The following is a 24,213-nucleotide window of genomic DNA, read 5'->3' on the forward strand; positions in this document are numbered from 1 at the left end:
CGCAGAAATAATATCAAGCCCTGTCCTCCGCGCGGTCGCGCCGCTCGCCCGAAGTATAGCTAGGGATTAGGAGATCTCTTACTAGGGACTTGGGAAAAAACCAACTATAATCAATGGTTTCAGGAACTTGGAATATCCTAAACGCCTTGTCGTTTGCTGTATGAAAGCGTCCGCTAGAAGTCGCATATTTAATTACTCAGAAGTGCCCGAACGCTTCTGTCTTTGAATGGGTACAACCATCCCTTCAATGCCCGAACTTCTTCTCTCGAATCCGGTTGCACGGATTAGGCAGAATGCGGCGTTGCCCTTGTTTTATCTAATCTACTAAGAGGGATTCTAGCTCTATTAGAATTTTTTGGAGGCGCTTCTGCTTCTTTGCATCGCTCCAAGCTTTGGACTTGTTCGCTTTTGCTAAAACTCCCTTTATTTTTGTTTTCAGATTTTCTTCCGGTACTTCTTCCGAAGTACCTGCCTTTAAATCCGCGATGCGTTCTTTAATTTGAGTTAGAGATAGACATTCAGCGATCGCCGCTTCGAGAAGCGACTTTCTAGCTTGCTCGTCTTTAACTTTGGCGATCGCTCGCGCCTTGGTATACTCGATCTGACCTCGGCGGAGGGCTTCTTGGATGTCTGACGGCAGCTTCAGCAGTCCCAGTCTATTGCTGACGAAAGACTCCCATGACATCCGCCCCAATTCGCTAAAAACCTTGACGACTATTTGCATTTCATGATGAATGATAACGTTATCATTCATCCTCTGTACGTCATTTTGCATCCGGTAGAGCAGCCGCGCCACCTCTTCTAGATCGTATTCAAGGTGATGGGAGAGCAGCTGTAATATCCCCTCGGTTTCTTCGACTGGGTTGAGGTCTTCCCGCTGGAGGTTCTCAACTAATGCAACGCGCAGAGCTTGCTCTTGTGTCAAGTCCCGAATGATAACAGGGACTTCTGTCAATCCCACTTCTTTTGCAGCTCTATACCGCCTTTCGCCTGCTACTAGCTCGTATTTTTCCTCTCCCAAAGGACGGACTAACAGAGGTTGGAGAATTCCATCAGTTTTTACTGAATCCACCAAAGTCTGCATAGCTTGGGAGTCGAAGTATCTGCGAGGTTGAGAGGATGGAAGCTCGATCGACTCAATCGAAAGCTGTTTTTCTGCCGTTGGTTCTGCTACTTCATCATCTCCAAACAAAACGCTCAAATTGGCTTTACCTTTATAGGGCTGGTCATTCTTACTTAACATTGAGTTTCTCCATCTTGGCGGATAGCTGGTCTAATATCTTGACGACGGGATTTTTAGGTTCGTAAACAGCAAGCGGAACTTGTTTTTCGGAAGCATCCGCGAAAGCAGTTATTCGCGGGATGGGAGCGTAAACGGGGCCAAAGGTCGTAAACTGCTCGTTTATGGCTTTGAGAGTCCGCTTGTCCTGAGAGTTGGCAGCAGCATAGCGGGAGGGAACAAAACCAGCTATCTGCAAAGAGCGGTTTCCTTTCTTTCTGATTCTTGCTACTGTTTGCAACAGCAGGTTGGTGCCCTCAAAAGCTTTGTAGTGAGTCTCAACGGGGACTAAGACGTGAGTAGCTGCTACCAGGCTGATGTAGCTGAGCAACCCTAAACTGGGAGGGCAATCTATGAGGATGAAATCGTAGTTGTCTTGAATTGGGGCGATCGCATCTCTGAGGCGAACTTCCCGAAAATCCATGTTAACCAGTTGAATTTCCGCCGCGCTGAGGTTGATGTTGGTAGGAGCCAAATCCATACCGTGAATGCCCGTGTGGATGGAAAGAGGTTCCTCGTTGACAATGGCATCAAACACAGTTTTATCCAAATTCTGAGAGTCAACCCCCATGAAGAGCGTTAGAGAACCTTGAGGATCGATATCGATGAGAAGAACCTTGTGGCCTCGTAAGGAGAGGTGGTAGCCGAGATTGAGCGCGATCGTGGTTTTCCCCACACCGCCGGCTTGGTTGAACAGCGAGATTATCTTTGTCATGAATTGCCCTCCGGTAGCGTACCACCATAGTTCCAAAACGGAGTGCAAAAGGAGGTGGCGGTTAAAACTGTAAGCATATTTGCATTTTTGTTGAAGTTTGGGAATGTCTGCACTTTAGGCATGAACCCTCACTATCCCCAGACCGTTTTGTAGAAAAACTATAGTTATACTCTCATATCAAGGTGATGTCTCTGAATGCGCATTAGGAATTTTTTTATTTTTTCCCACTCCCAAAGGCAATTGGCAACAGTAACCATGCCGTTGCTGTGAAAGACAACGGCAATGCGGTCGCGTTCATGAATGCTAGCAGGTGACGCTAAATACTTCTAAGCTCGCTCTTTCATTGACTTGTAGGAATAAGGATAGTTGATTGTTAGTTTGAGCGAGCCAGGAAGTACCTCTGGTTGATTAATAATGCAGTAAATGAGATATCCAGCCCGTTCCACTTCTGCCCAAGCCAGAGGCGAGAACTGGGCTGATTCACAAATGGCGCGTTTAATGAGTCGCGATCTGCTGCGGTTCTCAAACAGAGCTTGCACAAACTGGGTGGGATTGGCTATGGCAGGAGACAGAAGCTTGCAAAATTTTTTAGGATGAACTGTCCGAAGGTAATGGATAGCAGCTTGTCCATTAAATGCTTCAACTAGAGATGGGGAAATTTGCAAGTGCTGAATTAGCAACTCAATATCTTCATCAGTATTGGTTACTGCCCATAAATTATTCTCGAGCCACCCCCAAACTATCTGCTCAGCCTCTTTGTCAGTTGCTACCAAAAAGCGATTTCCTTTGTAGGTAAACCCTGATACGTGGGGCAGTTGGGGGAGAGACCAGTCGGCAAGAGCGCGATCGCTGTCCAGTAGCAATAGGACGGATGCTAGTATGTGCCTCCTGCTGTGCCGCAGCGGATCGGCGACGGGTGCAGGCTGTCGAGAGCTGTATTGATAGTTAAAATGCATGGGAACGCCGTTCTCCTATTAACAGTAAAGTTATTGCTTAAAGCTAAAACCTAAAGGCTGTAAACTCAATCCGCCGTCCCTCCTAATTTCCCACCTCAAAAGTCATCAGCAAAATTAATCTTGCGGACTATAAAAACGCGATCGAGAGGCAAAACTATCGTCCGAGTGGCTGTTGTTTTTTGTAATTCCAGCTAGTTATAGCAATAGGGAAAAGGCATTTGTTCAATGGCTTATTTCCGGACAATACTTTTTGATAAAACAATTACTGGTTCAATGTTCTATGCCTTGAGAACTAAAGTTAGTTATAACTGAAGGCGTACCGAGAGCGACAAGAGCGCATGATAGGTTGGTTGCTAAAAGATCGACGCGCTTTTAGATGGCGGAACACTTATGTTTTTAGACACCATACAGAGATTTTCCCCTGACTATATCTTGAGGCTAAAACAAATAGGGCTGGCTTTTTTTGAGAAGATAGCAACTGACCAAGCAATAGCTGGAGAAACTCAAGATTTTTACCAGGGATTGCTGGCGGGATTGGATGGGGCAGTTAAATTAATAGACGAAGAAAGCGGAGTACAAACGCTTAGCCTTTTAGAAGCTAAAATAGCAACTTTTATCAATGATGAAGAAGATAACTCATCCCAACAAAGTTTAAGTTCAAGTTCAGTAGAAGGTGACTGTAAGCTATCCATTTCTAGGTTGCCTGTTAGATCTATTTCTCAACTTAGACAAATTGGAAGAGAAACCGATTGCGAACCAGATATAGAAGATTGTGTCTGCATCGGCGAGACTCAAGATTTTTATCACGGCTGCCTCGCTGCTATTGATTTTGCTCTGTCCTTAGCAGGTGAGAAATATGCCTATGCTCAAATCAGTCTGGTAAAAACTAATGCCGCCAATTTCATCGAATTAAACAAAGATTGGGAACGCCGAGTTCTTGATCTTAAAGGCTTATCCTCCTCTTTGAGGCAAGATAGGCAACCAAAACAAAATTTGCTTGTCGAGCTGTCCCAAATAGATGGCGACAATCAAGTTGGGACGCTGGACAGTGAAGGAGAGGGTGATGAAGCTGATTCGCGATCAACAAAAACAGGAACTTTAGAAGCTGAACAGGAGCAAGAGTTGAAGAGCGATCGCTCTGATTCTAGCGAACTAATCGTACCTCTTGCTTTAAGCAATCCGGCTATTTTGAAATACCAGAATGAAAGTGAAGAGGGAGTAGGAGAACAGTTTACAGAAGAGGTAGTAAAGCTGCCAGAAGAAGAGCGTTTAGAGCTAGAGAATTTGCTATCTAGGACTTTATTAGATGGCTGCCAACAGTTGAAACTAGGGAAACGCAAAGTTATAGAAGATTGGACAGCATTTTTAGAGGAGGGTGAAACAATCAGGGTGATTTCAGATCGAGACAGCCACATCGTCCTACGGATTACTTTAGAGGGTGAAGTGCAAAGCGCTCTATCTTATGGCGATGCAGAGGTATTGGGTGCAACTGTTAAAGAAAACTCAGAGGATTTGGCTATATTCTCGAATTGGTTAGAGCCGATAATTCCGAACCCGCCAGCAGGCGATTTTATTCCTGATTCAGTACCGCCAGCACAGACAATGGATATTCAGCAGGTAAAAATGGCTGAGTCTATCCTGCCAACGGCTCAAAGAGCTTTTGAGTATTTACTTAATCATGCTCCCGATCGCGTGGAAGAGACTGACGAGTACACTCGCGTTCGGGTAGGAGATTTGTACGATCTTATCGTGGGAGAGTCGGAAGGGGTTTCGGTGTCTTCTCTGACTGTTTCTGTCCGAGGGGAGTTAATCAAGGTTCGCGGAGAAGATGTGGTTTTAGCTCAGGGTATTTCCTCTGAAGATATTGATTTTTGGGCAGTGGTTGCAGAAGAGCTAGATCGGATAGAGGCGAGGAGTAGGGATTATGAGCGATCGGAACCAGATAGTCAAAGTGGTTTAGGGGGCTGAATCCCTGGAAATACCCTTCTTTTGTCACTCTGGGAAAATAAAAATAAGAACCCAATTTTTTACGCTCTTCTATCACTCTAAGCAGAGGAAAATAGGAAATCAGGGGTAAAAGTCTTTTTAGTAATAGGACTAGGAAAGAAATTCATCAAAGAAATCAGCCGAGGAAATCCCAAAGATAATTGCGGAATCGGAAATACCCCTCTTCTGTCACTTTCGGCAGAAAATAATCCGGGATGCTTAGAGCATAAGACTTTTATCAAAAATCTTGATTTCCGCCATTCTGTTAGAAAATAAACGCTCAAATCCCCGCTCTATCTACAGTTAAAAATTTGGCTCTCACTTTTATTTTCCCAGAGTGACAGAAGAGGGATACAGCCTATTGCAGGATTATGAAGTACAGTAACAGCAATTGGTAAACCAGTTTTTAAAATGCTGAGGATTTACCAAATAAGCGTGCAATGCTTATAAGAATATCAACCATTTGGGCAGTACTGGGAGAAAACTGGCGTAAAAAAGATTTTAATTGTGACCACCAGTGTTTAATGGGATTAAAATCAGGAGAGTAGGGGGATTGATAAAGAATACTTGCCCCTACAGATTGAATCAAAGGTTCAATTTCTTTGACTTTATGTGCTGGAACATTTTTGGTTAAACTGGGCTAAAGATGTTTATGCGTTGCATCTGGTGAAGAACCTAACACACTAACAGTCTGTACTAGCATGAAATGAAACATAAAGACATCTCAGGTATAAGCAGTGGGGTTTCTAATCCAAGTTCAGGTAAACCACAACGCTGGCTGTCTATTTCGGTAGGATTGGTGACAGTGATGTTAGTGGTGGGTTCGATCCTGGCGGTGCGACATTTTCAGGTAAGTTCAGCTCCGAGCGAAGTAAAAACGAAAGCACCTGCACCACCATTAACGGTCAGTGCTCTGGGACGGTTGGAGCCATTAGGGGAAATTGTGCAGGTGGCGGCTCCAGCGGGGACGGCTGGGGCACGCTTGGAGAAACTACTGGTTGCAACGGGAGATCGAGTGAGGGAAGGGCAGGTACTGGCGGTTTTGGATCTGCAAGCGAAGTATCAAGCAGCCGTGGAGCAAGCCCAGAGTCGGGTGCGAATTGCGGAGGCTCAGCTAGCCAAAGTGAGGGCGGGTGCGAAGCAGGGAGAAATCCAGGCACAAGCAGCCGTGGTCGAGCAGTTGCGGATTGAGCGGTCCAACCAGATTACGGCGCAGCAGTCCAAAATTGATCGTATCCTTGCCGATTTGCAGGGAGAAGTAACAGCACAACAAGCAACGGTGAAACGGTGGGCCGCAGAGTACCGTAATGCCAATATGGATAGCAATCGGTTTAAGCAGCTTTATACCAGTGGTGCTATTTCGGCATCACAGTACGAAAGTGCTAAGCTGAAAGCGGAAACAGCAAAACAGCAGTGGGCAGAAGCTGAAGCCATGCTCCACAAAATTCATACTTCACGGCGGGCAGAAATTGCAGAAGCGAAGGCAATACTAGAGCGAATTCAAGCAGGACAATCCAAACAGATTAATAGCGCCCAGGCAAACCTTGATAGAATTTCAGAAGTGCGCCCAGTAGATATACAGATTGCTCAGGCGGAGATTGCCGAAGCACAAGCGAATTTACGCCAAGCCCAAGCGGTGTTGGAAACGGCAAATATCCGTGCCCCCCAAGCAGGACAAGTGCTGAAGATCCATACGCGTGCGGGGGAGACTATACGCAGTATGGGTGATATCCTGGGAATTCTGGATTTAGGGCAAACGCAGCAGATGGTTGCGGTGGCTGAGGTTTACGACAGTGATGTGGGGAAGCTTAGAGTAGGTCAGAGAGTGACGGTTCAAGCTCCCTCAGTTCATGAAACGCTGCAAGGAAAGATTACGGAAATTGGACATATAGTACAGCGACGAAATGTGATCAACACAGACCCTACGGCAAATATCGATGCACGTATTGTCGAGGTGCGAGTGCAGCTCGATTCAGAATCAAGTCAGAAGGTGATGAATCTGACTAATTTGCAAGTAGACGTGTCGATACAGCTTGGGCAGGAGGGAGTTCAATGAAGGTCTTCCAGAAACCCAAATCTGCCATGTCAAAAGTGCCATCCGTTGCCCCAAAAACGCTTAACCTTTGGCAACGCTTGCAACGTCGGACTCCTTTGGGGTGGCTGCAATTAAAGCATAAAAAGGGGCAGTTCATTATAGCGATTTCGGGAGTCGCCTTTGCAGATATTTTGATGTTAATGCAATTAGGGTTTCAGGGAGCGCTGTTCCAAAGTTCAGTGCGAGTTCATGAAACCTTGGAAGCAGATATTGTGCTGACCAGCCCGCAGATACGGAATATGTTATATCCCAGCGAATTTTCGCGGCGACGGTTGTATCAGGCGTTAGATGTTCCGGGAGTGGCATCGGTCAATCCGCTCTATATCGTGCTGGCAAATTGGAAGCATCCAACAACGCGCAAACAAGGCATGATGCTACTTTTGGGCGCTGATCCGAGTCGTAAATTCATTACTCGATCGGATATTAATCAAAATCTCGATTTATTGAAAGTCCCCGACACCTTACTCTTTGACCAGAAGACGCGAGGCGACTATAAAGCAGCGCTGACAGATTTTGCTCAAAATAAATCTATGCTTACGGAAATCAAAGGGCAGAAACAACAGATTCGAGGTTTATTTTCGATCGGTTCCTCTTTTGGTGTAGATGGTAGTTTGGTGACGAGTACGGAAACTTTTCTACGACTACATCCTCAACGTGGTGCTGGCAATGTGAGTTTGGGGCTTATCAAAATTACCCCTGGCAGCGACCCAAACCAAATTGCCCAGGCATTGCGACAAAAATTACCGAATGACGTAAATGTGTACACCCTAGAAGAATTTATCGAGTTCGAGAAAAACTACTGGGCGATGAATACCCCTATTGGGTTCATCTTCCGCTTGGGTGTAGCTATGGGCTTTATTGTAGGGGTAATTTTAGTGTATCAAGTGCTGTCCACGGATGTAAATTCGCATCTTCAGGAATATGCAACCTTCCGCGCTATGGGCTATACCCAGCGTTATTTATTGGGCATTGTGTTAGAGGAGGCAATCATCTTAGCGGTGCTGGGATTTATCCCAGGTGTGGCTATTTCTAGTATATTATATCATCTGACCCGACAGGCGACGAGTTTACCGATCTACCTAACAGTTGCCCGTGCGATGGGGATACTGATAACTACAATTTTTATGTGTTTGATTTCCGGTGCGATCGCTACGCGCAAACTTCAATCTGCCGATCCTGCTGATATTTTCTAAGCCTGAACTTCTCATGGAATACGCAATTGATATTCATAACCTCAATCACTACTAAGGGTGTACGATTTTGCTGGTGACACATGATAACCGGATTTTGGATGTGGCAGATCGGATTGTGCGTTTGGAGGATGGGCAATCTCTTTGAGTCTGATTCGCCGCAGCTTACTGTGCCTACCTAAGTGCCTACCTAATATGAAATGAGCTTTGATAGGGAGTATGGCTAATACCACTTCTCCAAAGCTATGCAACAGTAGGCAGGGCTGATAAAATATAATCCAGTTATATCAAGTCCGATCGATTGACCGCGATTCCTGTAGGGATTTCCCTCACCAACCATAATTGCCAAAAATCGACAACCTCAAAAACCAGCTCCTACCTATGTATTATGCGCGATAGATCGGACTTGATATGACCCACAGTCAGGACACGGCTTGGCCTAAGTCCCTACAATTAATCGGGCGAGCGTTACATCTTTGATTGAGGAAGATTGATTATTTTGGGGTAGGGAAACGGCATTGCCGTGTCCTCCGTTACCGTGTCAGTGTTTGGTATTATTTGCCACTATCGCAGATTACTAGAAAATCGTCTGCAATAGGAGCCAACTATTTAATCCTACTATAATACTAGCCACTAACCAAGCTACCGCTTTCAGCCAAAATGGATTCACAAACTCTCCCATTAAGCGCTGGTTCGAGGTAAACATTACCAAGGGAATTACTGCAAAGGGTAATTGCAAACTGAGAATCACTTGACTGAAAACCAGTAAATTAGTTGTACTGCCTTCACCGAACAAGATAATTGAGAGCAAAGCCGGCACAATGGCAACCAGTCGAGTCAGCAAGCGCCGCAACCAAGGCCGCAGACGAAAATTCAAAAACCCTTCCATCACAATCTGTCCTGCTAGAGTTGCAGTCAAGGTTGAATTCTGCCCCGAAGCCAATAAAGCAAAGGCAAAAATTGCACTGGCAGAACCCACGCCCAGCACGGGAGAAAGCAGTTTGTAAGCATCTTGAATTTCAGCTACTTCTTGATAGCCGGAAAAGTGAAATGTGGCAGCAGACAATATCAGAATTGCTGAATTAATAAACAACGCGATTGACAACGCTACTGTGGAATCAATTGTGCCAAATTTAATTGCTTCCCATTTTTTATCAAAAGTTTCTTGCCAAGCCCGAGTTTGTACGATCGACGAATGCAAGTAAAGATTGTGCGGCATCACAGTTGCCCCTAAAATACCAACCGCAATATAAAGCATTCCCTGATTTTGCAAAATCTCTAGCTTCGGAACATAACCGAGTAAAACTCCTCCGGCATCTGGTTTGGCAAAAATTATTTCGGCAATAAAACAACCGCCAATAATTGCAATAATGGTAATTACCAAAGCTTCGATATAACGAAAGCCTTTCCCTTGTAAAAATAACACCATCATCACATCTAGCGCAGTGATGCACACTCCCCAAACTAAGGGAATGCCAAATAGCAATTGCAGTCCGATCGCACTACCAACAAGTTCCGCTAAATCGCAAGCAGAAATAGCAATTTCACAAAGTATCCACAGCAAAAAACTGACTCGCGGACTAAAATAATCTCGACAAGCTTGTGCCAAATCTCGTCCCGTTGCTACTCCCAAACGCACGCACAGTGATTGCAGCAAAATTGCCATCAAATTAGATAGCAAAATCACGCTTAATAGCGCATAGCCAAACTTTGCTCCCCCTGCTAAGTCAGTCGCCCAGTTTCCGGGGTCCATGTAACCGACTGAAACTAAATATCCAGGCCCTGCGTAGGCGAGCATTTTACGCCAGAAACCTTTGCTGTTGGGAACGGGGATGCTGCGGTAGACTTCAGGAAGGCTGGGCTTATTTTCCGAGTCAGTCATTGGTTTTACCGTTCAAAAATTTTCATATTCTTTTCATAATCTCACAAATTCCCCTAAATTTGATCAATAGTATGGGTCAAAATCCGGCGGAGTCACCGTATATATTAAGTTGTGTATATTTTTGAGGTTGAACCGAGGTGCGTGCGATCGACTATGATGAGGTCGATCGCCAAAAATCACTCTTGTCAACGTTCCTGATTTGAGAGGTTTCTAAATTCGCGAGTTCCCTGATAACCTGATAAATCAGCTAACTCCTGCAACGATTTTTGCCCTCGGTAAAACTTACCATTAATTTCCCAAGTGGGAGTCGCTTGAATCTTCGCAGCTTGACAAAGATCGGGCCTCGCATTTTTCCCTTGAGGATTGCACTCGATATAATTGAAAATGCCAGCCGCTTCTTTGCCAAAACTTTCTTTCTGCGCTTGACAATGATCGCAGGTAAAAGAGCCGTACATTTTAGCTCCCACTGTTTTTAAATGCTGTGCTAAAGCAATTTCCGAACTACCAGAAGATGTTGTAGTCTTCATGCTACTCTCCTTAGCTGTACCGAGATTATTCACATCGGCATAAAGAGCCAGAGAGGAAATCAGCACTAACATAGACACCAGAATTCCGATAAAAAATAGTTGCCCAATATCATCCCATTCGCGACCGATTAATGCTAGGACAAACAAGCTAGTTGCAAACAAAGCAGAAGCAATACAGTAAATACAAGCTGCTTTGATATCAACAGTCAGTACATACATCAGGTAGCCGCTGAAAACCGTCATTGCTGTACCGCCAGCAAACAGCAACAGTCCCGTCCAAGAATCTAACTCAGAGCGGAGACTCTTCTGTTCTGCGGGATTGACAAATAGGGGAGCTACCGCAAAAACTATCATGCTCAAATAGCCCAAAAAACCAAACAGAGAAAGAGGCAAACCAAAGACATAGGCATAGGGACTCGAAAGCACGATATCGCAGCCGGCTATGGGACAAGTTACCGCTCCTTGGGATAACTTGACAGCGGTTAAATAGGCAGTAATCGCAGCCCCAATACTTGCAATTCCTGCCATAATCGGACGGGAATAGCGGTGAATCCAAGGCAGAGAACGTTGACGACGCATAATATTTTTTCCTGTGGTGGATATTCGCAAGACTAGAGTTAGTTACCAACCATTTTACACTTTTAGGAAATAAGCTACAACTCCTAAGACTATTAACACTGCTCCGGTTAATCCTTGTTCGTGATGCTCGAAAAAATGCAGCTTTTCTTCTAAAGCATTAACTCCTTTCATTCCCAAATCTACTAGCAAAACCATTCCCAAAACTGTCACCACTAAGTAGACGGCAGAAACTATAAGTATGCCGCTCCAACCAATCGTTCCTGTTGAAAAAAAATAGGCTTCTATTTCGATGCAAGGCGAGAAAAACATTCCTGTTCCTAAAACAGCTAGGATTTTAAATTGCGATTGCTTGGTAGTTAAATTAGCTGTTTCAGCGTGATGGTGGTGTCTGCGAGAACTATCTAACTCTGCCAAAAGATAGAAAGTTCCTAAAACCAATAAAACTAAAGGCGCAATTATTTTAGCGGTCTCTACATAGGTAGCCGCCAACTTGTAACCGAATAAGCCGATGACAATTCCAATTAGGATAATGCTGAGGGTATGAGCAATTCCTGTAATTAATGTTGCCCGCAAAGTTTCGCTGCGAGACCAATTTTCAGTTTTACCAATGGCAATTAAAGGCATCCAGTGGTTAGGAATTAATGCGTGAATAATACTAAGAGCTAGACTTCCCAACAGAATTTTGATGATACTTTCCATTTGCTTTCCTCTACAAATTGCTACAATGAGGGAGGAATTGCCCCCCTCCTGGAGTTTTCAGCCGATTATTTTAAAACTCTAGTCGCATTAAAAATAGCTGCTAAAGCCACCCCAACATCAGCAAAAACTGCCTCCCACATGGTAGCTAACCCAAAAGCACCAAAAGCAATAAATATCGCTTTGACTGACATGGCAAAAATGATATTTTGCCAGACAATATTGTGAGTTTTGCGGGCAATTTTGATGGCTTCAGCCACCTTGGACGGTGCATCTGCCATAATCACAACATCGGCAGTTTCGATCGCCGCATCCGAACCCAAACCCCCCATCGCTATGCCCACATCAGCTCTCGCAAGCACGGGTGCATCATTAATTCCGTCCCCGACAAAGACAATTTTATCGCCTTTTTTAGATTGGGAGATCAGTTTTTCGATCGCCTCTACTTTTCCTTCGGGTAATAACTCAGCTAAGTAGGAATCTAAACCGAGTTTTTTCGCAACACTATCGGCTACAGCTTGATTATCTCCTGTGAGCATCACGATTCGCTCAACACCCAGTTTCTTGAGGTCGCGAATAGCCTGTACTGAGTCTTCCTTAAGCTCGTCAGCAATCAAAATATACCCAGCGTAGCTGTTGTCTACCGCTAAATGCACGACAGTACCTTCAGCATTGCAGACATCGTGAGGGATGTTTTCTCGGTGCAGCAAACGGTCATTTCCCGCCAGCACAATTTGATTATTTACTTTCGCTCGAATGCCGTGTCCCGCTATTTCTGCATAATCTTTCACATCGGATGAATCTATCTTGCGGCCGTAAGCTTCGAGAATAGATTTCGCAACTGGGTGATTTGATTGAGATTCTACTTTAGCCGCTATTTCCATTAATTCTGTTTGGGAAAAAGCATTTGTAGGCACAATTTGCGCTACTTTAAAGACTCCTTTTGTCAGAGTTCCTGTTTTATCCAAAACAACTGTCTTGACTGCTGTCAGGGTATCGAGAAAAGTCGAGCCTTTAACCAAAATACCGCGCTTGGCTGCACCGCCAATTCCCCCAAAGTATCCCAGAGGAATGCTAATCACCAATCCGCAAGGACAGGAAATAACTAATAAGACAAGGGCGCGGTAAATCCATAAAAATCTGTCTGCATTAGTTGCGTCTGAAATGAACAAAGGCGGAATTAAAGCGACTGCTAGCGATGCAAATACCACAAACGGCGTGTAGTAGCTAGCAAATTTGGTGATAAATTTCTCAGTTTCAGCTTTTTTGCTTCTGGCATTTTCTACTAATTCTAGAATTCGGGAGATTGAAGATTCACCGAAAACTTTCGTTACCTCGACGGTGAGAACTCCTGTCTGGTTAATTGTTCCTGCTAAAACTGTTTCTCCAACTTTCACGGTTCGAGGTACTGATTCGCCGGTTAGTGCAGACGTGTCAATCTGAGAATTTCCGTCTATAATTTCACCGTCTAAGGGAATTTTTTCTCCGGGTTTGACGAGGATGATATCGCCGACGGCTACGGTTTCGGGCGACACTTTTTTGATGTCGCCATTTTCCTTGAGGTTGGCGCTGTCTGGGCGAATTTCTAAAAGCGATCGGATCGATTGACGCGATCGCCCAACGGCAAATTCTTGAAAAAGTTCGCCGATTTTGAAAAACAACATCACCCCGACTGCTTCAGGGAGTTTGTGAATAGCTACAGCGCCGAGTGTTGCTATAGTCATTAAAAAATTTTCATCAAAAAATCGACCTCGCAGAATGTTGCGACCCGCACTGGTTAAAACATTCCATCCGCTTAAAAGATAGGCTGGGATGAAAACCAGATATTCACCTATAGAATAGGGCGTGTTGTGCAGTTTTTCTTCAAAAATTAAACCGCCAACAAATAGTACAACAACCGATATCACAGGAATCAATTCTTGATTCAGGTTGAAGTCTCCATGACCGCGGTCGTGGCTGTGGTCATGGTTATGATTCTCATGACTGAGATCGGGGCGATCGTCGTGACTACAGCAGCCAGAATCCGATGCTTTTGTCTTTTTCATGATGCCTCCTAGATGAAAAAATAAAATTAACTTATGAACACATATTCATACTATATCTCCAAAGCTAACAATTGGGTAAATTATTGAGTTAAAAGTTTGGCTGCTAGTTAACTTAAGAATAAGAATTATTATCGTTTTGTTCAGGTTAAGTAAAAATTATTGACTCATATTATTTGCTTGCCTGCGTCCCATCCCATTACTTGGTTTACCATTGCTGCGTTTTTGACGCTTTGACTATCCACGATGGCTTCAGCCGGACTCACTGTTCGGTTGTGGCTAACCCAGGCTCTAAGTCGGTCATGTAGCCTCAGCAAAGTTCCGTCTTTACGCCAGGTGCAGAAGTAGCGATACACGCTCTGCCAAGGTGGGAAATTTCCAAATAAGTCACGCTAAGTACAGCCTTGGGTTAACGGGTAAAAGATCGCATTCAGGACATTCTAAACCTCAACCTTGCGAGGAAGATCCCTAAATTCTGCAGAGGGAATTAAAGGTTAAATCAACTCCCCTTGTTGCAGGGTAAAGTTGCTGGAGTACACTTTACCCATAGCTATCTTCGGTACTGTTTCTATGTCTCCGCGATGAGAAAACTAAAACGAAGCGAGAAACGTTCAAATCGTTGCTGCAAAACCTGTTAAGCGATATTACTACAGCCGTTGTTGCTTCGTTCTGTCGAGTTGTGCATCTCGAATAATACTGATTCCACCCCAAACGACTAGGCTTGCGATTCCAAATCCAACAATTAAATCGGGGAACCGAGAATGAAATAGAGTGACTAGCAAACCTGCGCCAATCACACTGAAATTTGCAATTACATCATTCTGGGTAAATATCCAACTTGCCCGCATATGTACCTCACCCTTACGATGCTTTGAGAGAAGGTACAAACCATAACTGTTAGCAATCAGCGCCAAGAAAGCAATTCCCATCATCCAGCCTGATTCGGGTGAACTCTCCCCCCAAACAAATCGTCGAATCACATCGACGACAACCATCACGGCCAACGTGATCTGAAAAATACCACTTAGAGTCGCTGCACGATTCTTGTGATGCGCCGATTTGCCAACTGCATAAAGCGACATCGTGTAAACCGAAGCATCTGCAAACATATCTAATGAGTCTGCAACTAAGGCAGTTGAATGCGCTAAAACTCCTGCCACAATTCCGACGACAAACATTGTGCCATTGATAAGTAACAGAATTCGCAGCGTTTTACGCTCGGCTGCGTTCTTAGCTTCCATGTGACATTCACACTCTGACATTGTGCCTCCTGATTAGCTTGTTGTTATTCGTTCTTTGAGCAGTTGTAGCGGGTACATTCATAAACTCCTTTTGCTACATCAGCCATTAACTCTTCAACCATTTCCAAAATCTCAGCAACTCGTGCATCGGCGAGTTGATAGCTCGTGTACCGTCCTTGCTGTACGGTGTTTACCAGACCGCAATCACGGAGACAGCCCAAGTGGTTTGAGGTGTTAGATTGCGATAGCCCGGTTGCTTCAACAATTTCACTCACGGTCATTGGACGCGATCGCAGCACGTCCAAAATCGCCAATCGGGATGGATCAGAAAACCCACGAAAGAGTTTTGCTTTCAAGCGAGTGGACTGGGATTGAGCAGAGAAGATCATATGCTTAGCTTCAATACAAAGCTCTTTCATATCATCATATCAGCAAATAATGATATGTAAACACCTGAAAGCTTATTTCTACCCTTACGTGAGCAGCGTCGCCATTCCCACATCTGCTATTTCCCCAGCCGGAGCATCGTTTATCAAAGCCGAAACCGAAATTAAACAAGCCGAAGTAGACCTCCCGATGCGGGAATTGCGGGAATCTCAAGGCAGAGTAGCAGAAGCCAAAGCTCAACTTACCAGAGCTCAGAGCCGCCGGGAAGTCCTAGAAGCCGAGAACCAAGTCAAACGCGGCAAAACTGCCGTCGAAGTCGCTCAGTCGCGCATTCGCTTGGCTGACGCAGCCTATCAAGCGCGGCTGCAACAATTAGGAACTGTTGCCAACGATCGAGGACTCGTTACCGTAGTTGCTCCGATTTCGGGGACGGTAGCCGATCGCTTCATCACCCCAGGAGAGTCAGTAAACGCTGAAAAACCGTTGATGAGTCTGTTAAATGACAGCCGCGTTTTTGCCACAGCCAACATTTACGAAAAAGACCTGAATCAAGTAAAACAGGGTCAGGAAGTCAGGGTATCGGAAAGTGACAAAAGAGGGTTATTCTCAAAATACTGGGAATAATATTATTTTTTAGGAAAATTGCTGCCTGAGAGGGAGGCATTTAGACTAGAAGTTAAGGGAAAATTTTAGAAAAAGGGTTAGAGTCATGAGCTTCCTGCATAAAGTTATTACTCCCCTAGGAATCGCCGCCGTCTTATGTGGACTGCCTACTCCTGTTGTCTTAGCTCAATATGAGTTCCCTTCCCTAGCGCAGGGAGAGGCAGCAGACTTCTTAAACCAGGGTCTACAAAAAGCAAAGCAAGGAGACAACTCTGGAGCGATTGTAGACTATACTAAAGCGATTCAATCTAACCCCAGCTCCTTTGAAGCCTACCTGAATCGCGGTCTTGCTTATCATGACCTGGGAAGCTTCAACAAGGCACTCGCTGACTTTGAACAAGCCTTACGCATCAATCCAAACAACGCGATCGCCCTCTACAACCGAGGAGATGCCCACATGGATGTCGGAAATTTTCCAGACGCGCTGGAGGACTTAAATCAAGCAATTCGGCTCAATCCCAATTATGCGGAAGCCTACAATCAGCGATCAGTTGTCTACGTCAACATGGGTGAGTCCAAAAAATCCCTAGCAGACTTGAATCAAGCGATTTGGCTCAATCCCAATTATGCCGATGCTTATTACAACCGGGGAAAAACTCGTACTGCATTAGGTGATCCAAGGGGAGCGATCGCCGATTACAACCAGGCTTTGCGCCGAAATCCCAATTTAGCTGAAGCTTACGGCAATCGGGGACTTCTCTATTACCAAATGGGAAACAGGCAAGTTGCCTTAGCCGACTTGCAGCAGGCTGCTCGACTGTTTATGAAGCAGGGAGACTCTGATAGCTACCGACAAACTCAAGTCTACATCCAACAGGTTCAGCAGACATCCAAGCCCTAATAGCTTGCTCAATGCTCTTTGATAAAAAGAAAGCTGCCAGTCTAATCTTCCTCTTCGCCGATTTGAGGTGTTGAGGCTGGAACTAATAAATCCTACGGAGGAACTGTTGAGATAATCCGCTAACGAATCAGTGATTGATGATAGGAGAAGAACATGACCAAAAATAGCTATCACTCAACATCCGTTGCTCGCCCTAAGCCTTGCTCAGTCCATGAGGATAGCTCCTCTAACGGTTCTAAGTGAGTGACGGTGTGAGTCCCTGGTAGTGCTTTGGCGATCGCTAACTCAATTTCCTCACACAAAGCATGACCATGTTGCACCGTCCATGCTCCCGGCACCAGAACGTGGAAAGACACAAATTGATGTGACGCAGCTTTCAGGGGGCGACAAGCGCCCCTGAACCTTTGCGGGCGTTTGTTTTCGCGCGAGCGCAGAGCTCAAAAAAATTTGTGCTTATTGACAAAAAGACCTCGGTCTGGGAAAAAGTACCCAGTTGTGATAAAAAAGGAGGGTCTCGCTAATACCACAAGACCCCAATCAATAAAATGTTACCTTCATTCTATCACGAGCTACTGGAAAGATACCTAAGCCCAACACAATTAGTTACTCTTAAAATGTTGGTATGGTTGTTACAGACTCAAAAAGAAGTCAGAATAGAACGATTAGCAGCCACCCTGCAATTGCCGATCTTACAAAGTAGTCGCCGCCGTCATATACAACGATTTTTACAGATTAAAGCACTTAGCATACTTGTGCTGTGGTTTCCAATTGTCAAAGAGGTAATAGCCCGTCATCTAAAAGTCGGGAGTCAATTAGTCATTGCATTGGATAGAACTCAATGGAAAAAATATAATGTCTTAATGGTAAGTGTGATCGTTCAAAAAAGGGCGTTTCCTATATTCTGGACACTGTTAGACAAAAATGGGGCTTCTAATTTGGTCGAACAGCAACAAGTGTTACGTCCAGTTATTCGACTGTTAAAAAGATATAAATTAGTAATTGTCGGCGACCGGGAATTTCATAGCATAGAGTTGGCGCAATGGTTACACTGTCAGCATCTGAGTTTTGTTCTCCGTCAAAAATGCAGTACAACTTTCCGAGAAAAAAGACAACCTTTTCAATCGCTAGATAGCATTCCGGTTCAAGCAGGAATTCATCTATTCTATCCGAGAGTCGGATTTACTCAAAAGAAAGGGTTTTCTCGGTTTAACCTAGTACAGCTCGGCGTAAGTATACAGACTATATTTGTGGTAGAATAACATATAGCGTTTCTCAGAAAGATGAGGTAAGCCGAGGTATGCTGCAAAGGTGGCAGGAGCGAGATATTTAGGTAAAGATTAGTCCGCAAACCAAGCGTGACCCAGGCTAGAGTTAGTTGAGACCTGTTTCGGTCGGCGATGGAGGAGTAATATATGGCCTTATTAATGCCTAAAATATTAAATTTAAGCGATGGCGAGCGTCATGAACTTCAGAAGTTGATCGACAAACACAAAACGCCGCAACAAATCGTGCTACGAGCCAAAATCATTATCATGGCATCTGATGGTCAAAACCATCGTGAAATAAGCCGAAGCCTAGAGATTAATCGGCAGATGGCTCGTTTATGGCGAAACCGATGGTTGGAGAGCGAGGGAAAAGAGTTATCGATTTTACAAAGATTACAAGATCGAGAGCGTGTTGGCGCACCGGCAAAATTTAGCATGGAACAAGTAACAGAGTTATTTGCAATGGCCTGTTGCTCACCGTCAGATTATGGACGACCAATAAGTCACTGGACTGCCAGAGAACTGGCGGCCCAAATAATGAAACAAGGCATTATTGAAACTATATCCGTCCGCCATGTTGGTAGATTATTAAAAGAAGCAGAACTGCAACCACACGCCGGACGCTACTGGTTAACCCCCCCCTGTGGATGAAGAATTTGATGCAAAAGTCAAAGCTATTAGCGAGTTATATCTGACTGCGATTGAACGCGCTCAACAAGGAGAACACACAATATCGATTGATGAAATGACAGGGATTCAAGCTATTGAACGTCTGGAAAAAGACTTGCCAATGAGACCCGGTAAAGTTGTCAGAAGAGAGTTTGAATATATTCGTCATGGTACGCAGAGCTTGATAGCAAATTTCAACATTGCCAATGGTAAGATTATTAAACCAACTTGTGGAGATTCGAGAACAGAGTCCGATTTTTTACTGAATATTCGTCACCTCATTGAAACTGATCCGGCTGCCCAAAAATGGCATCTAATTATGGATTGTCTGAATACTCACCAATCTGAATCACTGGTGCGTTTGGTTGCCGAAAAAGAAGGCTTAGATATCGACCTCGGTATTAAGGGAAAAAGTGGCATACTTCAATCCATGAAATCCCGCGCTGTTTTTTTAAGTGACCCAACACATCAAATTGTTTTCCATTACACACCCAAACATTCTTCGTGGCTTAATCAAATAGAGATTTGGTTCAGCATTTTGGTGCGGAAATTACTAAAAAGAGCAAGTTTCACCAGTCAGTACGATCTGAAAAATCGCATCCTCAATTTTATTAACTACTTTAATCAAACAATGGCCAAACCTTTTAAGTGGACATATAAGGGTAAAGTCTTGGCTGTTTAATAGTCTGTGTATTTACGCCGAGCTGTACTAGTTCTCCAATTTTTAGTAGCTGCTGTTCTAGGGATGCTGTTTCAAATTTTGTCATAGCAGTTCTAGGTAAGTTTGACCCCTATCATTATAGCGGTTGCCACTTTCAGTTTTTTGTGCTGGTTATACTCACCAAATTTTTTATGATAAAATATTCTCTATTGTCAATAATTGTAGTTGGTAAAAAAGCAGCAGTAACTCAAAATTGAGTTACTGCTGCTGTCGGATATTCTCTTCCTTATCCCGGCGAAAAATCCTCGATGGAATCTACACGCACTGGGAAAATAAGAATTATTTATCGCAATTAGCTTGAGGGCAGTCAGGAGTAGGAGTAGTGCAGGGGCCGGCGGCAAAGACAACAGCGGCTGTACCTGCTGTCAGGAGAACTGCCGTCAAAGCTGCGAGAGTGAATCGTTTAGTCTGAGTTGCTTTAATCATTAATTTTTACCTAAGAATCTAGGATCGAAAAGTTTCTTATGGAAACTATAAATAACATAAACCCTCAAGTAGGCTTGAGAGTCAAGAGAGCAAATGTTAAGAATTGTAAAATAATTAATTCCTGATGCCACGCTCCGAATACCTGTATGAAAGTCTGAATATTTCATCCTGATTTCATTTTTGCGTGTCAACCTAAATTGAATGGCGATTTGAACGCAGAATAGCCAAGGGTTCAAGGGGAACTACAGCAGCCGGAAGCTTGGAGTAAAATATGCTTAATTCTATTGTCAAAGGGTCGATCGCTCAACGGTGGCTAGTTGTCATCGCCTCCATCCTGATTACAATTTGGGGATTGCGAGTTTTGGCACAAATGCCGCTCGATGTTTTTCCCAGCTTTGCTCCCCCCCAAGTCGAAATTCAAACCGAAGCACCAGGACTTGCTCCTGAAGAAGTCGAATCTCTAGTCACTCGACCCATAGAAAGTGCGATTAACGGCACTCCCGGAGTAGAAACGGTACGCTCATCTTCTGCTGTAGGTATTTCCGTCGTCAAAGTCATCTTTGGTTGGGATACCGAAATTTACCGCGCCCGCCAGTTAGTAACTGAACGGTTGCAGCAAGCGCAAAACCAACTTCCTCAAGGCGTAGAAACCCCGCAAATCTCCCCCGTCAGCTCTCCACTGGGAGCCACCATTAAATATGCTTTTACTACAGATACGACACCTTTAATGGAAGTGCGGCGAATTGTGGACTGGCAAGTAAAAAACCGCTTTCTAGCAGTCCCAGGCGTTACTCAAATTGTGATATTTGGAGGTGAAGAACGCCAGTATCAAGTTTTAGTAGAACCTAACAAACTGAAAGAATTTAATGTTTCTTTGCAGCAAGTTACAGAAGCAGTTAAAAAAGCAAATGTCAATGCTCCGGGCGGATTTTTAATTAGCCCAGACCAAAAATTATTAATTCGGGGCGTGGGGCGAATTGAGTCAATCGAAGATTTGAAACAATCTGCGATCGCAGCCCGAAAGGGCACGCCAGTGCTGCTGAGCCAAGTAGCTAACGTGAAAATCGGTGCAGCACTCCAACGCGGGGACAGCATCTTAAATGGCAAGAAAGCGATTATAGTGATAGTCAACAAACAGCCTGCTGCTGATACCCCAACAGTAACGAAGGCGGTTGAGGCGGCGATGGAGGAAATTAAACCGAGTCTGCCTAAAGATGTCAAAGCTACTGTCACTTTTCGGCAGGAAAATTTTATTGAAGCTTCGATTGAAAACGTTAGAGATGCTCTCCGGGATGGCATTATCATTGTCTCGATCGTACTAATTTTATTTTTAATGAACTGGCGCACAGTTATCATCAGTCTCAGCGCCCTCCCAGTAGACCTCTTGCCAAAAAAATCTATGTTACAATTAAAGATTTTGAATTTTAGACCTGAGAGCTAACTCATAATTGTAAAGTGCTGATATAACCTCCAATCTGCTCCACTTAAGCCAAACCCTTAATTATAGCATAAAATTATTTTGCAAGAGGTCTATTATCAGGCTCGTTTTCAGATTGAGTTTATTCAGGGATGCCAAACAATTTACGGGTTTAGCCAATTGTCAATCTTGTAATAGTCAACGACTTGATTTTCATTTTAATGCCAGTCTGAGCGCCTTAAATTTGGCCAAATATTCAGCCTATAGTCATCACTCTTCTCCCGATTCATTCGTGTTTTCAATGGCCTCTTATAAACGCAGGCAATTCAACAGACATCTACTTTTAACCTTTATTAACAAGTTAGATTTAGACCCTAACCTTCCCTCAGTCCTATATTATGGTACTATGGCTGATTAAAAACTGTCCGAACTATTGCTTCACTTATTTAAGGGATATTTTCCAACATGAGTTTGACTGAAAAGCTTCAATCTGTATTTGTCATCATTGCCATCTTAATTGGGCTGGTGCTGGGACAAATCAGATGGGTTGAGGAAAATGCTCTATCTCTGATTGTTCCATCCTTGATGGTCATGCTTTATGGGGTATTTCTAAATATTCCACTTAATCGTTTAGGTCAAGCATTTCAAAACTACAAAATGACCGGATTAGTTTTGGGAATAAACTTTCTTTGGACACCCGTTTTTGTTTGGGGATTGGGGGCTATTTTCCTACGGGACTCTCCCGATCTTTGGGTTGGGCTAATTATGCTGATGGTCACACCTTGTACTGACTGGTATCTCATTTTTACAGGGATTGCCAAAGGAAATGTTGCTTTAGCTACAGCCTTCCTTCCTTGGAATATGATCTTGCAAGTGGTTCTCCTACCTGTCTATCTGTTAGTTTTTGTTGGAAAATTGGTGCAGATTGATACAGCAATTTTTCTCGAAAGCATTGTACTGGTTTTAGTTGTTCCTATGCTTTTAGCGTTTATCGCTAAGTGGTTAATACCAAAGGTAAACGGGTTTTGGCGTGAAATTCCACTGAAAATAGCAGCAGGGCAAACGCTATTTCTGTGCTTGGCAATTACAGCGGTGTTTGCCTCCCAAGGGCAAACCCTAATTCAGCGTCCAGATGTGCTGCTAAAAATGTTACCACCTATCCTTATTTTTTATGGAATTACCTTTTTGCTGACTCAAGTAATCTCACGATTCGGCAACTTTAGTTATGAGGACTTTGCTTGCTTTAGTTGTACAACCCTTGCACGCAATTCACCCCTTGCATTAGCGATCGCTACATCTGTTTTTCCTAATCGTCCTTTGATTACCCTTGTTTTGGCTATTGAACCACTTATCGAACTCCCTATTATGGTCTTAGTTTCCCAATTATTACTTTTTATGCGTCGTAGATGGGCAAATTTTCAGACAGAGAAATAGTCTAATAGCGTTACAATTTCCTTACCTAAATTAGAAGAATTGCATTGATTATGTCGTTATTATTTTTTGAACTGCTTGCTTAACATTAGCGATCACTTTCTCGATCTGATTTGTGTCGGTCATCAACAATTCTAATTTCAATCACTTCAAAATTGGTTCGGCTGTTTTCCCCTCAACCAGGGTCGTTCCTTGCTGCCAGTTGATGACCGCATTGATCAGCAATATGTTGATAGACAGGGTTGCTTTAAGTTGAGTATCTGCCTGAAGTTTGTTCTCTGTTGTTTGGGATTGGCTCAATTCTTGAGCTGTCAGAAAACTGGAGCCAAACCAAAACACGATCGCCACAAACGGCAATGGCAACCAAAACTCTGCGCCTGATGCTTTTACCCAACCTTTAGTAACCTGCCACATACTACAGCTATCTGTTTTAAACGCTTAGTCCGCAATCTATAGCACTCCTTGCAGGAGTCGTAAATTTTTTACCCCACCCTAACCCTCCCCGAACCCGCTCGCTCGGGAGTAAGAAATTCACAAATGATTTAGCATTGTTATATTAATCTTACTTTAGAGAGTCAACTAAGGTTTCAACTCGTACTTTAATCTCCTCCCGAACGCGGTGAAAAGTTTCGATGGGTTGTCCGTCAGGGTCGTCGAGTTGCCAATCTTCAAACACTTCTCGCAATACCCACGCTTCGGGTAAATTCACGCCGCAGCCACACAGAGAAATTACTGCATCGTAGTCTTCGGCATTGAATTCGTTTAATGGGTTAGATGTTTGATCGGTGATGTCAATGCCGATTTCTGACATGACTTGAATTGCTGTCGGATGAACTCTGCTGGATTCTAACCCGGAACTGGTGACTCCAATCTTCCCGGCTCCGATGGTTTTAGCGAATCCTTCTGCTATTTGCGATCGGCAGGAGTTTCTTTTGCAAACAAACATTACTTTTTTCATGGTTTTTGTTGGTTGTTAGTTGTTAGTTGTTGGTTATGGGTTGTTGTCGGGGTTCCGGCGGTTTCTAAGCGCCCGGTAATTCAAGGGCTCGATTTGCTAGTGCGATCGCCTCTTTGGCTGCTTGTTCTTTGCGTTCGCTGTAGCGATCGGTCAAATAGTCCGTTTGCTCGCGCAACAGCAAGGTAAACTTGTACAGTTCCTCCATTACGTCGATCGCGCGATCGCGATAAGGCGAATCCTTCATCGT

The 24,213-nt window shown here is 44.1% G+C and carries 22 protein-coding genes and 4 pseudogenes; 11 read left to right on the forward strand and 15 right to left on the reverse strand.

The features are described 5' to 3' along the window. Positions 1-316: 316 nt before the first annotated feature. The 3 genes from QUB10_RS06775 to QUB10_RS06785 form a co-directional block, all read right to left on the reverse strand. On the reverse strand, positions 317-1,243 hold the full coding sequence (locus QUB10_RS06775) for a ParB/RepB/Spo0J family partition protein (RefSeq protein ID WP_333200687.1): 927 nt from the start codon (positions 1,241-1,243) through the stop codon (positions 317-319). Beyond that, the gene (locus QUB10_RS06780) at positions 1,233-1,994 is read right to left on the reverse strand and encodes a ParA family protein (RefSeq protein WP_333200689.1); all 762 of its coding nucleotides are present in this window, start codon (positions 1,992-1,994) and stop codon (positions 1,233-1,235) included. Before QUB10_RS06780 ends, QUB10_RS06775 begins: the two co-directional genes overlap by 11 nt. Before the next feature lie 326 nt (positions 1,995-2,320). Next, complete coding sequence (locus QUB10_RS06785; RefSeq protein ID WP_333200691.1) at positions 2,321-2,950, reverse strand: hypothetical protein; 630 nt, start codon at positions 2,948-2,950, stop codon at positions 2,321-2,323. 390 nt (positions 2,951-3,340) lie between these two features. Here QUB10_RS06785 and QUB10_RS06790 point away from each other — a divergent pair, with 390 nt between their 5' ends. Beyond that, a complete protein-coding gene (locus tag QUB10_RS06790) occupies positions 3,341-4,918 on the forward strand; it encodes a hypothetical protein (protein WP_333200693.1) in 1,578 nt (525 codons plus the stop codon). Positions 4,919-5,342: 424 nt separating this feature from the next. Here QUB10_RS06790 and QUB10_RS34200 read toward each other — a convergent pair. Then, positions 5,343-5,549: pseudogene (locus QUB10_RS34200) on the reverse strand (transposase); the annotation flags it as partial. A gap of 93 nt (positions 5,550-5,642) precedes the next feature. Between QUB10_RS34200 and QUB10_RS06795 the strand changes: the two are divergent. The 3 genes and pseudogenes from QUB10_RS06795 to QUB10_RS06805 all read left to right on the forward strand — a co-directional run. Then, positions 5,643-6,992 carry an HlyD family efflux transporter periplasmic adaptor subunit gene (locus QUB10_RS06795; protein WP_333200694.1) on the forward strand — a complete coding sequence of 450 codons (1,350 nt, stop codon included), beginning with the start codon at positions 5,643-5,645 and terminating at the stop codon, positions 6,990-6,992. 26 nt (positions 6,993-7,018) lie between these two features. After that, on the forward strand, positions 7,019-8,224 hold the full coding sequence (gene devC, locus QUB10_RS06800) for an ABC transporter permease DevC (protein WP_333200696.1): 1,206 nt from the start codon (positions 7,019-7,021) through the stop codon (positions 8,222-8,224). Between the two features lie 55 nt (positions 8,225-8,279). Continuing rightward, positions 8,280-8,369, forward strand: a pseudogene (locus QUB10_RS06805) (ABC transporter ATP-binding protein); the annotation flags it as partial. Positions 8,370-8,798: 429 nt separating this feature from the next. Here QUB10_RS06805 and QUB10_RS06810 read toward each other — a convergent pair. The 6 genes from QUB10_RS06810 to QUB10_RS06835 form a co-directional block, all read right to left on the reverse strand. After that, positions 8,799-10,103 carry an Nramp family divalent metal transporter gene (locus tag QUB10_RS06810; protein WP_333200698.1) on the reverse strand — a complete coding sequence of 435 codons (1,305 nt, stop codon included), beginning with the start codon at positions 10,101-10,103 and terminating at the stop codon, positions 8,799-8,801. Positions 10,104-10,288: 185 nt separating this feature from the next. Further along, positions 10,289-11,209, reverse strand: coding sequence for a vitamin K epoxide reductase family protein (locus tag QUB10_RS06815; protein ID WP_333200700.1), 921 nt, complete (start codon positions 11,207-11,209; stop codon positions 10,289-10,291). A 54-nt stretch (positions 11,210-11,263) separates the two neighbouring features. Beyond that, positions 11,264-11,908 (reverse strand): hypothetical protein, encoded by a 645-nt coding sequence (locus QUB10_RS06820; protein ID WP_333200702.1) that lies wholly within the window; start codon positions 11,906-11,908, stop codon positions 11,264-11,266. Between the two features lie 65 nt (positions 11,909-11,973). After that, a complete protein-coding gene (locus QUB10_RS06825) occupies positions 11,974-13,950 on the reverse strand; it encodes a heavy metal translocating P-type ATPase (RefSeq protein WP_333200704.1) in 1,977 nt (658 codons plus the stop codon). A gap of 644 nt (positions 13,951-14,594) precedes the next feature. Then, positions 14,595-15,209: a cation transporter gene (locus QUB10_RS06830; RefSeq protein WP_333200706.1), complete on the reverse strand. Its 615-nt coding sequence runs from the start codon at positions 15,207-15,209 to the stop codon at positions 14,595-14,597. Between the two features lie 23 nt (positions 15,210-15,232). Next, complete coding sequence (locus QUB10_RS06835; RefSeq protein WP_333200708.1) at positions 15,233-15,607, reverse strand: metalloregulator ArsR/SmtB family transcription factor; 375 nt, start codon at positions 15,605-15,607, stop codon at positions 15,233-15,235. A gap of 19 nt (positions 15,608-15,626) precedes the next feature. Between QUB10_RS06835 and QUB10_RS06840 the strand changes: the two genes are divergently transcribed. Both QUB10_RS06840 and QUB10_RS06845 read left to right on the forward strand, forming a co-directional pair. Continuing rightward, positions 15,627-16,199, forward strand: a complete 573-nt coding sequence (locus tag QUB10_RS06840) for an efflux RND transporter periplasmic adaptor subunit (RefSeq protein WP_333200710.1) — start codon at positions 15,627-15,629, stop codon at positions 16,197-16,199. A gap of 85 nt (positions 16,200-16,284) precedes the next feature. Continuing rightward, positions 16,285-17,079, forward strand: coding sequence for a tetratricopeptide repeat protein (locus QUB10_RS06845; RefSeq protein ID WP_333200712.1), 795 nt, complete (start codon positions 16,285-16,287; stop codon positions 17,077-17,079). A 170-nt stretch (positions 17,080-17,249) separates the two neighbouring features. Here the strand turns inward: QUB10_RS06845 and QUB10_RS06850 are convergent, their stop codons facing one another. Continuing rightward, positions 17,250-17,513, reverse strand: a complete 264-nt coding sequence (locus QUB10_RS06850) for a cation transporter dimerization domain-containing protein (protein ID WP_333200726.1) — start codon at positions 17,511-17,513, stop codon at positions 17,250-17,252. A 111-nt stretch (positions 17,514-17,624) separates the two neighbouring features. Here QUB10_RS06850 and QUB10_RS06855 point away from each other — a divergent pair, with 111 nt between their 5' ends. The 3 genes from QUB10_RS06855 to QUB10_RS06865 all read left to right on the forward strand — a co-directional run bounded on the left by QUB10_RS06855 (position 17,625) and on the right by QUB10_RS06865 (position 19,695). Next, positions 17,625-18,338, forward strand: a complete 714-nt coding sequence (locus QUB10_RS06855; protein WP_333200714.1) for a hypothetical protein — start codon at positions 17,625-17,627, stop codon at positions 18,336-18,338. Between the two features lie 153 nt (positions 18,339-18,491). Beyond that, on the forward strand, positions 18,492-18,995 hold the full coding sequence (locus tag QUB10_RS06860; RefSeq protein WP_333200716.1) for a helix-turn-helix domain-containing protein: 504 nt from the start codon (positions 18,492-18,494) through the stop codon (positions 18,993-18,995). Beyond that, complete coding sequence (locus tag QUB10_RS06865; protein ID WP_333200718.1) at positions 18,988-19,695, forward strand: transposase; 708 nt, start codon at positions 18,988-18,990, stop codon at positions 19,693-19,695. The genes QUB10_RS06860 and QUB10_RS06865 overlap by 8 nt, the downstream gene beginning before the upstream one ends. Before the next feature lie 318 nt (positions 19,696-20,013). Here the strand turns inward: QUB10_RS06865 and QUB10_RS06870 are convergent, their stop codons facing one another. After that, on the reverse strand, positions 20,014-20,160 hold the full coding sequence (locus QUB10_RS06870) for a hypothetical protein (RefSeq protein ID WP_015211800.1): 147 nt from the start codon (positions 20,158-20,160) through the stop codon (positions 20,014-20,016). A gap of 271 nt (positions 20,161-20,431) precedes the next feature. Between QUB10_RS06870 and QUB10_RS06875 the strand changes: the two are divergent. Together QUB10_RS06875 and QUB10_RS06880 are read left to right on the forward strand one after the other, a co-directional pair. Continuing rightward, a pseudogene (locus QUB10_RS06875) lies at positions 20,432-21,547 on the forward strand (efflux RND transporter permease subunit); the annotation flags it as partial. 495 nt (positions 21,548-22,042) lie between these two features. Beyond that, the gene (locus QUB10_RS06880) at positions 22,043-23,011 is read left to right on the forward strand and encodes a bile acid:sodium symporter (RefSeq protein WP_333200720.1); all 969 of its coding nucleotides are present in this window, start codon (positions 22,043-22,045) and stop codon (positions 23,009-23,011) included. Between the two features lie 141 nt (positions 23,012-23,152). On the opposite strand, the gene QUB10_RS06885 is transcribed toward QUB10_RS06880, so the two are convergent. The 3 genes and pseudogenes from QUB10_RS06885 to QUB10_RS06895 all read right to left on the reverse strand — a co-directional run. Next, on the reverse strand, positions 23,153-23,422 hold the full coding sequence (locus QUB10_RS06885) for a hypothetical protein (RefSeq protein ID WP_333200722.1): 270 nt from the start codon (positions 23,420-23,422) through the stop codon (positions 23,153-23,155). A 148-nt stretch (positions 23,423-23,570) separates the two neighbouring features. Beyond that, entirely contained in the window at positions 23,571-23,966 is a 396-nt protein-coding gene (gene arsC, locus QUB10_RS06890; protein ID WP_333200724.1) for an arsenate reductase, glutathione/glutaredoxin type, read from the reverse strand. A 64-nt stretch (positions 23,967-24,030) separates the two neighbouring features. After that, a pseudogene (locus QUB10_RS06895) lies at positions 24,031-24,213 on the reverse strand (arsenical resistance protein ArsH); the annotation flags it as partial.

Origin of the sequence: Microcoleus sp. B5-D4 (genome assembly GCF_036705145.1) — a bacterium.
Taxonomy (GTDB): Bacteria; Cyanobacteriota; Cyanobacteriia; order Cyanobacteriales; family Microcoleaceae; genus Microcoleus.